The 10,634-nt window shown below is 47.6% G+C and carries 11 protein-coding genes, 1 pseudogene and 1 other annotated feature; of the genes and pseudogenes, 1 reads left to right on the top strand and 11 read right to left on the bottom strand.

From position 1 onward, the window contains the following. Positions 1–277: 277 nt before the first annotated feature. From hisIE to L4D76_RS27735, 11 genes and pseudogenes are all read right to left on the bottom strand, one after another. Positions 278–901: a bifunctional phosphoribosyl-AMP cyclohydrolase/phosphoribosyl-ATP diphosphatase HisIE gene (hisIE, locus tag L4D76_RS27785; protein WP_428444075.1), complete on the bottom strand. Its 624-nt coding sequence runs from the start codon at positions 899–901 to the stop codon at positions 278–280. Further along, on the bottom strand, positions 898–1,671 hold the full coding sequence (hisF, locus tag L4D76_RS27780; protein ID WP_428444074.1) for an imidazole glycerol phosphate synthase subunit HisF: 774 nt from the start codon (positions 1,669–1,671) through the stop codon (positions 898–900). Before hisF ends, hisIE begins: the two co-directional genes overlap by 4 nt. An 18-nt stretch (positions 1,672–1,689) precedes the next feature. Continuing rightward, the gene (hisA, locus tag L4D76_RS27775; protein WP_428444073.1) at positions 1,690–2,424 is read right to left on the bottom strand and encodes a 1-(5-phosphoribosyl)-5-[(5-phosphoribosylamino)methylideneamino]imidazole-4-carboxamide isomerase; all 735 of its coding nucleotides are present in this window, start codon (positions 2,422–2,424) and stop codon (positions 1,690–1,692) included. Positions 2,425–2,447: 23 nt separating this feature from the next. Next, positions 2,448–3,089, bottom strand: coding sequence for an imidazole glycerol phosphate synthase subunit HisH (gene hisH / locus L4D76_RS27770; RefSeq protein WP_428444072.1), 642 nt, complete (start codon positions 3,087–3,089; stop codon positions 2,448–2,450). Beyond that, the gene (gene hisB, locus L4D76_RS27765) at positions 3,089–4,174 is read right to left on the bottom strand and encodes a bifunctional histidinol-phosphatase/imidazoleglycerol-phosphate dehydratase HisB (RefSeq protein WP_428444071.1); all 1,086 of its coding nucleotides are present in this window, start codon (positions 4,172–4,174) and stop codon (positions 3,089–3,091) included. The genes hisH and hisB overlap by 1 nt, the downstream gene beginning before the upstream one ends. An 11-nt stretch (positions 4,175–4,185) precedes the next feature. Then, positions 4,186–5,235 (bottom strand): histidinol-phosphate transaminase, encoded by a 1,050-nt coding sequence (hisC, locus tag L4D76_RS27760; RefSeq protein ID WP_428444070.1) that lies wholly within the window; start codon positions 5,233–5,235, stop codon positions 4,186–4,188. Positions 5,236–5,237: 2 nt separating this feature from the next. Continuing rightward, positions 5,238–6,568: pseudogene (gene hisD / locus L4D76_RS27755) on the bottom strand (histidinol dehydrogenase). Between the two features lie 4 nt (positions 6,569–6,572). Then, positions 6,573–7,469 carry an ATP phosphoribosyltransferase gene (gene hisG / locus L4D76_RS27750; RefSeq protein ID WP_428444069.1) on the bottom strand — a complete coding sequence of 299 codons (897 nt, stop codon included), beginning with the start codon at positions 7,467–7,469 and terminating at the stop codon, positions 6,573–6,575. Positions 7,470–7,530: 61 nt separating this feature from the next. After that, positions 7,531–7,667: a sequence feature (His leader region), on the bottom strand. Between the two features lie 255 nt (positions 7,668–7,922). Next, on the bottom strand, positions 7,923–8,105 hold the full coding sequence (locus tag L4D76_RS27745) for a hypothetical protein (RefSeq protein WP_428444068.1): 183 nt from the start codon (positions 8,103–8,105) through the stop codon (positions 7,923–7,925). Between the two features lie 217 nt (positions 8,106–8,322). After that, a complete protein-coding gene (locus L4D76_RS27740; protein WP_428444067.1) occupies positions 8,323–8,865 on the bottom strand; it encodes a YchJ family metal-binding protein in 543 nt (180 codons plus the stop codon). A gap of 2 nt (positions 8,866–8,867) precedes the next feature. After that, complete coding sequence (locus L4D76_RS27735) at positions 8,868–10,088, bottom strand: EAL and HDOD domain-containing protein (RefSeq protein WP_428444066.1); 1,221 nt, start codon at positions 10,086–10,088, stop codon at positions 8,868–8,870. Positions 10,089–10,458: 370 nt separating this feature from the next. Between L4D76_RS27735 and L4D76_RS27730 the strand changes: the two genes are divergently transcribed. Next, a partial coding sequence (locus tag L4D76_RS27730) for a transposase domain-containing protein (RefSeq protein ID WP_428444076.1) occupies positions 10,459–10,634 on the top strand: 176 nt, incomplete at its 3' end.

The raw sequence follows: 10,634 nt of genomic DNA, 5'->3' as shown, positions 1-10,634 counted from the left end.
GTCTACGAATAGTCGCAACTCCAGCTTGATTCAAGCCTTGTTCGATAAGAGCAGGATCGAGAACATCAGCAAGACTTTGAAAGTCAGTACGGCTGTTAAGGGAAACGGAGGCAAGAGCATCTGAAAGTTGCATAAAAAAATCCGGAATCATTAACTGATTCCGGATTATGTCAGCCTCATAGGATCGTTCAACTGATCCTTAACTGATCGGCATTAAGCGTAAGCTTCCTTTTTTATGCATCAAATTTATAGCGTGTTCTGATAATACCCATCGGTATTATTTATTGTGGCGCTCCTGAAGCTTGGCGGTGATATCGGCCAGAGTTAGATCCTGATCTTGCAGCAGAACAATCAGGTGATAAATCAGATCAGCAGATTCACAGACTAACTCCGCCTTATCGCCCGACGTTGCCGCAAGCGCGACTTCAACGCCTTCTTCGCCCACTTTTTGCGATATACGTTTGGTGCCACGGGCGTAGAGACTGGCAGTGTAAGAGGACTCGGGATCAGCACCTTTACGACTAGCCAGTACTTGCTCAAGTTGATGAAGGAACACCAGTGCAGGTTGTTCTGGTTTGCCCTCGGCATCATTGTCGAAGCAGGTTGGGGTGCCCAGGTGGCAGGTTGGGCCAACCGGCTTCACCTTTACTAATAAAGTGTCCTGATCACAATCTAAGTTGATACTTTTCAGCTCAAGGACGTTGCCGGAGGTTTCCCCTTTGGTCCACAGGCGGTTCTTGGTACGAGACCAGAAGGTCACCTGTTGGGTTTCTAATGTCTTATTTAGGGCTTCCTGGTTCATGTAACCCAGCATCAGTACCTGACCGCTGGTGTTATCCTGAATAACCGCCGGGACTAATCCGTCTACCTTTTCCCAATTAATCGCTGTTACAAGGCTCATAGTCGGATCTCCACATTCTGTTCTTTTAGATACTGCTTAAGTTCACCAATATTGATGATCTGTTTGTGGAAGACGGATGCTGCAAGTGCGCCGTCTACATTCGCTTTTTTATAGGCATCAGCAAAGTGAACCATCTCACCTGCGCCGCCGGAGGCAATTAGCGGTACGTGGCAGACTTCGCGAACCATGTTGAGTTGCTTTAGATCGTAACCGTTACGTACGCCATCCTGATTCATCATGTTTAACACGATTTCACCGGCACCACGTTTCTGTACTTCCTGTACCCAGTCTCGGGTTTCCCATTGGGTCGCTTTAGTACGCGCTTCATCACCGGTAAATTGGTAAACCTGATATTTCCCTGTTTCAGCGTCAAAATAGGAATCAATACCGACCACAATACATTGCACACCAAACTTATCGGCAAGCTCTGTGATTAATTCCGGGTTCGCGAGAGCAGGGGAGTTGATTGATACTTTATCGGCACCATACTGCAAGATGCGGCTAGCGTCTTCGGCTGACTTGATGCCGCCTGCGACACAGAAAGGAATATCGATGACTTCTGCCACACGGGCTACCCAGCTTTTATCAACCACGCGGCCATCACTTGAGGCGGTGATATCGTAGAAAACCAGCTCATCGGCACCTTCTTCGGCGTAACGCTTGGCAAGCGGGACAATGTCGCCGATGATCTCGTGGTTTCGAAATTGCACCCCTTTGACCACCTGTCCGTCACGGACATCTAAACAAGGAACGATTCTTCTTGCTAGCATGCGATTACTCCTTGTTTGTTAGTTGTTCCAGCACTGGAAGGCATCTTCGGCGGTAAACTTACCATCGAGCAAAGCGCGACCCACGATGACACCGGCGACACCACTGCCTTTTAAGGCTTCGATATCTTGCAGGCCGCCAATACCACCGGATGACTGGAATTGAACTTGCGGATACTGGGCGCAAAGATCGACATACAGCTCGACGTTAGAACCGGCAAGTGTGCCGTCACGAGAGATATCTGTGCATAACACATGCTTCAGACCCACAGTGAGGAAATCATCCAGCAGAGCTTCAATACTGACACCTGAATCTTCTTGCCAGCCTGAGATAGCGACTTTACGGTTGCCGTCGTCGTCAATGTTGACGTCCAGTGCTAATACGATGTGCTCCGGACCGTATTTTTCCATCCAGCCTTTAACGAGTTCTGGCTGTTTGACCGCGGTAGAGCCGACAACAACACGTTGTGCCCCGGCTTCCAATAAATCAGCGACGTCTTTTTCGGTGCGAACACCACCGCCAATCTGAATATTGGCCGGGGTGCCGGCAAGTAACTGTCGGATCAGATCAAGCTGACGGGCAGAGGTATCTTTGGCACCTGTCAAATCAACCAAATGCAGCCAGTCGGCTCCAGCCTGGTTATAAAGTTTGAATTGTTCAGCCGGATCTACCTTGTATTCAGTAACTTGTCCGTAATCTCCCTGAAACAGACGAACAACTTGACCGTTAATTAAATCGAGCGCGGGAATAATCATCATAAGGTCCTTTTATCTCGTCCTTACATCTCTAAAAAGTTTTTAATTAACTGAGCGCCTGCTTTGCTTGAACGCTCCGGGTGAAATTGCACCCCATAGTAGTTACCGCTCTGGATCGCCGCGCTAAATGGCTGACCATATTCACACTGTGCGATGGTATAACCATTTTCTTCAAATATCATCTCAGAGACCGGCATGGCATAGCTGTGAACAAAATAGAAGTAGCTACCCGCAGGGATCTCTTTGAACAGCGGATGACCGTCAACGGGTGTGATGGTATTCCAGCCCATGTGAGGCAGTGGCAAGTCACCAGTCTGCATTTTCTTTATTGGTGCATCGCAGAGGCCAAGGCATGAAACGAGCTCTGTACCGCTCTGGCCTTGTTCTTCCGATAATGCTCCAAGCAATTGCATTCCCAAACAGATCCCCAGCAGCGGCTTGTCGACCTGCTTGACGAGCTCGACCAAGTCGCGCTCCTGCAGGTTCTTCATCGCCTCGCTGGCGGTGCCGACACCTGGCAAAAACAATTTGTCGGCAGCCAGTACGATGCTCGGCTCCTTGCTGACGGTGACCGTGTAGCCCAAGCGCTCGATAGCAAAACGTACCGAAGAGACATTGGCACAGCCAGTATCAATGATGACAACCTTCTGGTTTTTGCTCACCATTACAGCACTCCTTTACTGCTTGGTAATTCGTTACCTTCGACCTGAATCGCTTGGCGTAGCGTGCGTCCAAAGGCTTTGAACAGGCTCTCGACAATGTGGTGATCGTTGTCACCGGTCGAAGACAGGTGCAGCGTGCAGGCCAGGGTATCGGTCAATGAGCGGAAGAAGTGTTGTACCATTTCCGTTGACAAATCACCGACCTGTTCACGACCGAATGTTGCGTCAAATTTCAGGTACGGGCGTCCAGATAGATCTAATGCACATTGCGCCAGACATTCATCCATTGGCAGGCTGAAGCCAAAGCGGCCAATGCCGCGTTTATCGCCTAACGCTTCTTTTAGCGCCTGGCCTAAGGCCAGCGCGGTATCTTCAATGCTGTGGTGATCGTCAATGTGCAAATCACCTTTGACGGTAAGTTCCATGCGGAAACCACCGTGGGTAGCGATTTGATCAAGCATGTGGTCAAAAAATCCCAGACCGGTTTCAATCTTGTTGCCTCCGGTTTCATCGAGATTCACTTTCACCCGGATGTCGGTTTCCTTGGTGGTGCGAACCACTTCGGCGATCCTTGGGGTGGATGTGAGATCTATAACGATCTGTTGCCAGTTCATACTTTTTTCATCGAGGGGCTGCGGATTGTAAAGAATGCCGCGAATGGCCATATTTTCAGCCAGCTGCAGATCGGTTGGACGATCGCCAATCACGGCCGATGTTGAAAAGTCGACACGTCCCTGCTGCAGGTAGCCTTTAACAAGGCCTAGTTTAGGCTTGCGGCAGGTGCAGTTTTCATCATCAAAGTGTGGACAGATAAGGACATCGTCAAATTTCACCCCTTGCGATTCAAAGATCTCCATCATCATAGTGTGCGGAGCATCGAAATCCGCCTGCGGGTAGCTATCTGTACCGAGGCCGTCCTGATTGGTGATCATAACCAGCTTATAGCCAGCATCTTGCAGTTGAAGCAACGCCGGGATCACGAACGGTACGAGTTTCAGTTTGTCTAACCGATCGACCTGAAAATCAATAGGTGGCTCAACAATTAAGGTGCCGTCACGATCGATAAATAAAATCTTTTCCTTGCTCACAATGTGTTTCCTTACTGTTGTAGCTGCTTACGGATGAATGCCAGTGTTTTTTCACATTCATCGCGGTTGCCGACACTAATACGAATACAGTTCTCAATGGGGGAGCGTCGAAGAATGATGCCGTGCTCCCATAACGCGTTAAATAAGGCGTCTGCATCGGGGAATTTCACCAGCAGGTAGTTGCCATAGCCGTCATAGATGGTCACACCTGGCAACATGCCTAATCCTGCCTGCAGATAAGCGCGATTAGCGCTGAGATCCAAGACCTGAAATTTGGTTTTTGCTCGTCCTGCCGGAGACAGTGCCTGAACGGCAATGTCAGCCACAGGTACAGGCACCGGATAAGGAGCAATTACTTTTAATAATAGCTCGATGACATCATTGTTGGCTAAGGTAAAGCCGCAACGCAGCCCGGCTAAAGCAAATGCTTTTGACAGAGTGCGCAGGATCACTAGATTCGGGTACTGGTTTAGCAGATCAACGGTTGAGGCCTCGGGGCAAAAGTCGATATAGGCTTCATCGACGACCACTAATGCTTTATTGGCTGTCATATCGAGTAGCGCTTCGATATCCTGACGTTTCATCAAGTTACCGGTAGGGTTGTTAGGGCTACAAACAAACACCAACTTAACGCCATCAAGATTGTCTTGAATAGCGGGTAAATCCAGCTGCCAATCAGCGGTTAACGGCACCGTTTTGGTTGCAATATCGAACGTTTCTGCACTGATGGCATACATGCCATAGGTCGGCGGGCAGTATAGGATGCTATCCTGGTTTGGCTCGCAAAAAGTACGAATTAGCAGCTCGATGCCTTCATCGGCACCACGTGAAGTCAGCACTTGCTCTTTTTGCACACCGGCATAATCAGCATAGGCCTGGATCAGATCTGCTGGCTGGCATTCACTATAACGGTTCAGGCGGCTGCAATTGATGTTGTATTCGTTGGCAAATGGCGATTCGTTGGCATTGAGCCAGATGTCACCACACCCACCCAAGCGTCGAGCAGACTGGTAAGGCGTAAGTTCGCGTACGGTTTTCCGTGCCAGTTGTGCGATAGTCATGATTACGCCTCTTTCTCGTTAACTTGCGATGCTTTACACGCGTCTTGTTGCTGCAGTTTCTCTATACGAATGGTCACTGCGCGCTTGTGTGCATCAAGCCCTTCAGCTTCCGCCATCGTAACTACGGTCGGGGCAAGAGTTTTAAGGCCATCTGCTGTTAATTCCTGTACCGTCATGCGTTTAGAAAAGTCGGCTAAGCCCAGGCTTGAATAGGTACGGGTATAGCCATAGGTCGGCAATACGTGGTTAGTGCCCGAGGCGTAATCACCGACTGATTCCGGTGACCAGTCACCTAAGAAAATCGAACCGGCATTATCAAGTAACGGCACCAATTCTCTTGGAGCCCGGGTTTGTACAATCAGGTGTTCAGGTCCGTAGTGGTTAGAAATCGAAATACATTGCGTCAGTGATTCTGCAACAATCAACAGACTTGAGCCCAATGCCTGACGCGCAATATCGGCACGAGGGAGTTCTTTAAGCTGTTGTTGAATGGCATCAGCAACCCGGTCGGCAATACTAGGGTCTGGTGTTACCAGCACGACTTGGGAATCCGGGCCGTGTTCAGCCTGACTAAGCAGATCTGCTGCAATAAACGCTGGTTCGGCAGTGCTGTCAGCAATCACCAATACTTCAGACGGGCCTGCCGGCATATCAATTGCCGCCCCGCGGAAGTCATTACTGACCTGGCGTTTGGCTTCAGTTACAAAGGCATTGCCCGGGCCGAAGATTTTATTAACAGTACTTACCGATTCTGTACCATATGCCATTGCCGCAATCGCTTGAGCCCCACCGACATTGTAGATTTCTTTGATGCCGCATAGCTGAGCCACATAGAGGATTTCGTCGGCAATTGGCGGTGGTGAGCATAGTACTACCTGAGAGCATCCCGCAATCTGAGCCGGTATGCCCAGCATGAGTACTGTTGAAGGCAGCGGTGCGCTTCCGCCCGGAATGTAAAGGCCGACCGAATTGATCGGACGGGTAACCTGTTCACAAACGACGCCTGGCTGGGTTTCTACGCGCAGGGTTTCCATCTTTTGCGCTTGGTGGAATGTCGCGATGTTCTGGTAGGCCTGCTGCAATGCCTGCTTCATGTTATCGCTTAGCGTGATGCCGCTGCCGTCACTTCAGCTTCACTGACTCGAATGGATTCCGGACGTACGCGGTCAAATTTTTCTGTCAGATCGAGCAGGGCTTCATCACCGCGCTGACGGACATCTGCAACCACATCGGCAACTATCGCGGTGATGTTTGCGCCCTCAGCAATCGCCGGACGCTGTAGCAAGGTTTCTTGCTGGTTTTCACTCAGGGATTGCCAAACAACCGTTTTCATTGCCTTACTCCATCATCTTTTCGATTGGCAGAACCAGAATTGAGCTGGCACCAAGCGCTTTTAGCTGCTCCATTGTTTCCCAAAATAGGTTTTCAGTGCTAACAAGATGAACGGCAACGCGGCTTTTATCGGCAGCGAGTGGCAATACCGTCGGATCTTCAGCACCAGGAAGCAATGCCGTGATTTTATCTAGGCACTCTGTTGGTGCGTGCAGCATGATGTATTTTGATTCTTTGGCCTGGATAACCCCCTGCATGCGGGTAAGCAGTCGTTCAATCAGCGCTTGTTTCTCTTCACTGAATTCGCCATTACGCTGGATCAGTACGGCTTTAGAACGGAGGATCACTTCAACTTCCTTCAGGCCGTTGGCTTCAAGGGTGGCACCCGTTGAAACCAGATCACAGATGGCATCGGCGAGGCCAGCTCTGGGAGCGACTTCTACCGAGCCATTGAGCATACAAGGGCTGAATGTCACGCCTTGCTCATCCATATAGCGTTTAACCAGCTGGGGATAAGTCGTTGCGATGCGTTTGCCTTGTAGATCTTGCGGACCGTTATAGGTTTCGTCTTTATCGATAGCGACAGACAATCGACAACCCCCAAAGTCTAAGCGGCGAAGTTTCTGGTATTCACTTGGCTCTCCGAGGGCTGATCGCTCAAGGCCGACTTCTTCCAATTCGTTTTCACCGATGACACCCAGATCAACAACCCCATCCATGATTAAACCAGGAATATCGTCATCGCGAACTAAAAGTAGGTCGATAGGCATGTTTTCAGCGTGTACGACTAAACGCTCACCCACCAGATTAAATTTGACACCGCATTGTTTAAGCAGGTTCTGGCACTCTTTGCTCAGGCGTCCTTTCTTTTGAATCGCAATTCGTAGTCGTTGTGTTTGCATTGTCATTTTCCTTGTTTCAATTCTGTAAAGCTAAATTCGTGAATGTTTTTTGTCTCTTAAAACGAAAAAACCCTCGGAAGCGTTGCTCTTCCGAGGGTTTGAATTCTGTATTCATCTCAACCGCTGGAAGATTTAGTGCTGTCTTCCAGAGTGAGGCGTATCCTCCCGAAAGACTAGTCAGGATGATGATGGTGATGTAGGTTTACCATTTGGATACGCATAATTATGTACTCTGTCTAAATCATTATTTACTTAATGCTTGTCTTTCACACTAACTAAGCTTGCCAGATTTTGCAACATTAAATTTATGGAAAGACTCAAATCATCTTTAAGTGTTGCGATATGGTAAAAATCTGACTGCAAAAAAAACGGGAAAAGTTTATATAATCAGTTTATTAAGTAAATTGGTAATCTTGAACTTTATAGTGAGGAATACTGGTCAGCTGACTTTTCTCAGACATATATATCGAGCAGGCCTTTACGCGGTTTCTTTTTAGGTTGATCACTGGCCTGTTCATTACTCTCTTCTTTTTTTGGCTCTACCCGCTGTCGTCGTTCATCAATGAGTGATGCCTGAGTCACTTTTTTGAGCTGTTTTTGAGCGGGCGGAGGCAGATTGTTGTTCGGATTGATCATGTCATTGCCTCATCAAACTGAAAGTGTCTGATTATTATATCGACAACTGAATGCATAACTTGAGTGTTTTTTGTGCGATTTTTGATTATAAAATCGACAGTTCATTAATGGGGATGGAGATGTGGATGTTAGGCAATACAAGGAGTAAGCGGGTACTTACTCCTTATTTTCAGAGGGTTGGTTTTATTTTAGATGGTTGGCGTTATTCCGGTTGGTATTAACCGCAACATTTTTTGAATTTTTTGCCACTACCACATGGACAAGGATCGTTGCGGTTAACTTTATTACTTACTGCCGGGCTGATCGCTGGCGCAGTCGGCTCTTGTGATAACGGTGGTTCTTGCGGCGATGATTCTGGACAGTTTCCATCAATGTAGAACCATTGTTGATCACCATTAACAGGCTCTCTCAGAAAACGAGAACGCTCATGTAAACAGTATTGTTCTTTCCCCTCTTGGTAATAGGCCTTGAATTCGACAAAGCCTTCGCCGTTATCTGCGATTTCACTGCTGATCACGTCAAGCCCCAGCCATTGAGAGTGCACCGATTCGGCAATAGCCTCACGGTACTGCTCGGCCTGACAGCTTGAATGGTAGGTTGCGACAACAAAGTCGACTAAGCCTAAAACATGCGCGCAGTATCGGGCACGCATAAGCTGCTCTGGATGCTCTGCTTGTATCGCTGACAAATGTATCGGCTGGCAGCACTCTGCCAGTGCTTTCTGGCTACCACATGGGCAGGGTTCTTGAGGGTTTGACATGATTATTTTGTTGCTGCTTTTTCAAAAAAGGTCGCCCATTTTAATGATTCGTCATAGCGATCTGCAACGTTTGTTTCATTTATGCCAAGCTGTTTACAGTATTGGCTGACATCGTCCCACTGGGCCTGATCGTAGGCCGTGGCTAATTTGAGAATGGTACCCAGCGTCCCGGCCTGGTTAACCAGTGCTTGTTGAACCTCTTCACTTAAAGGCAGGAGGGTGATCAGTTCATCAATAGGTTGATCCAACAGTGAATCAAGCAATGAAAAGAGCCCGGTTAAAAAAGCCTGATTGCCAGTAATTTTTGGGGTGACAAGTATTCCCAGTCGTTCGCAGAAATGGGCACGCTGCAGCGACAAGGTGTATAACGATTGTGGTTTGTCTGCGAGTGCATGTGAGGCGGCAACAAAGGAAATAAAACGTCGTAGTTTTTCTTCGCCCAGATAAACTAAAGCCTGTTTAAACGAAGATATCGCTTCAGTCCGTGCTGATGTCATGGTGTTGACATGGCGCAGCAATTTATAGGAAAGCGACACATCGGTGGCGATGATACCTTCGACCTTGTCGTAATCGACCTCTGGCAGACAAATCTCCTGATAGAGGCGGATCGTCGTTAAAGCCGAGGGGGCTAAAGATTTGCGCTGAACCATCTCTGGTTTGCTAAAGAAAAAGCCCTGGAAAAGGTCAAATCCAGCGTCACACGCCGCAATGAACTCTTCATGGCTCTCCACTTTTTCGGCCAGAAACTTGAGGTTGCTGGCTTTATGGCGACGAATGAAAAAACCAGCCCTCGCCACAGGCGTCGAACGTAAATCGAACTTAACAATATGAATATAGGGTAAAAAACGATTCCATTCTTTACTTGGGATAAAGTCGTCCAGAGCCAGCATGTAACCTTTCTGGTGGAGTTCTGTCACGGCTTCTAACAATTCGTCTGTTGGCTCACAGGTTTCAAGAATTTCAATGACGAAACTCTTTTTAGGAAACATCAGTGGAGTGCGCTGAATCAAACTGGTATATGGAAAATTTACAAAAATCCATTTACCCGCAGTAATTTGCAATGAACCAGACGTAATAAAGTTATCGATTAATAAGCGATTGGTTGCTTGTTCATCACCGATATCCGGAAAGCAGTTATCTGGCCCGTCTCGAAAAAGCAATTCGTACCCAACGGTTACTTTTTCTTTGTTCAGTATTGGCTGTCTAGCATGGTATGAATGCATGAGAACTAATGCAGGCTCTTGATTTGTTGGGGAAAATATTATTTAAGGTAATAATATCGAATGACAAGTCAGATAACAGATGCGCTGTCTTAACTTACGAATAGTACAAATAATTATAGGTACACATAGTGATAGTTGTAACATATTAAAAGAATGATGAAGAATATAGAACAAGATGAGACATTGACAGAGAATATGGTTCTGTTGCTAATATTTTGTGTTATATATGACCGTATTTATCTTACCGGATTGCTTGCTGATGGAGCGGACCGATTCTAGCTACAATGAAAAGGTACGCATGGGCGTAATGCCGATCAGTTAAGGATCAGTTGAACGATCCTATGAGGCTGACATAATCCGGAATCAGTTAATGATTCCGGATTTTTTTATGCAACTTTCAGATGCTCTTGCCTCCGTTTCCCTTAACAGCCGTACTGACTTTCAAAGTCTTGCTGATGTTCTCGATCCTGCTCTTATCGAACAAGGCTTGAATCAAGCTGGAGTTGCGACTATTCGTAGACGAAAACTACCGATGGAGTCCATGGT

Source organism: Photobacterium sagamiensis (genome assembly GCF_050337085.1).
GTDB lineage: Bacteria > Pseudomonadota > Gammaproteobacteria > Enterobacterales > Vibrionaceae > Photobacterium > Photobacterium sagamiensis.
Note: the sequence above shows the minus strand (reverse complement) of the source record. Positions and strands in the feature narration are given on the sequence as shown.

Coding starts and splice junctions, on each gene's coding strand:
- L4D76_RS27740 (WP_428444067.1), bottom strand. CDS start 8,865: ATGTCAAACCCTCAAGAACCCTGCCCATGTGGTAGCCAGAAAGCACTG.
- hisH (WP_428444072.1), bottom strand. CDS start 3,089: ATGGTGAGCAAAAACCAGAAGGTTGTCATCATTGATACTGGCTGTGCC.
- L4D76_RS27735 (WP_428444066.1), bottom strand. CDS start 10,088: ATGCATTCATACCATGCTAGACAGCCAATACTGAACAAAGAAAAAGTA.
- L4D76_RS27745 (WP_428444068.1), bottom strand. CDS start 8,105: ATGATCAATCCGAACAACAATCTGCCTCCGCCCGCTCAAAAACAGCTC.
- hisC (WP_428444070.1), bottom strand. CDS start 5,235: ATGACTATCGCACAACTGGCACGGAAAACCGTACGCGAACTTACGCCT.
- hisF (WP_428444074.1), bottom strand. CDS start 1,671: ATGCTAGCAAGAAGAATCGTTCCTTGTTTAGATGTCCGTGACGGACAG.
- hisIE (WP_428444075.1), bottom strand. CDS start 901: ATGAGCCTTGTAACAGCGATTAATTGGGAAAAGGTAGACGGATTAGTC.
- hisG (WP_428444069.1), bottom strand. CDS start 7,469: ATGCAAACACAACGACTACGAATTGCGATTCAAAAGAAAGGACGCCTG.
- hisA (WP_428444073.1), bottom strand. CDS start 2,424: ATGATTATTCCCGCGCTCGATTTAATTAACGGTCAAGTTGTTCGTCTG.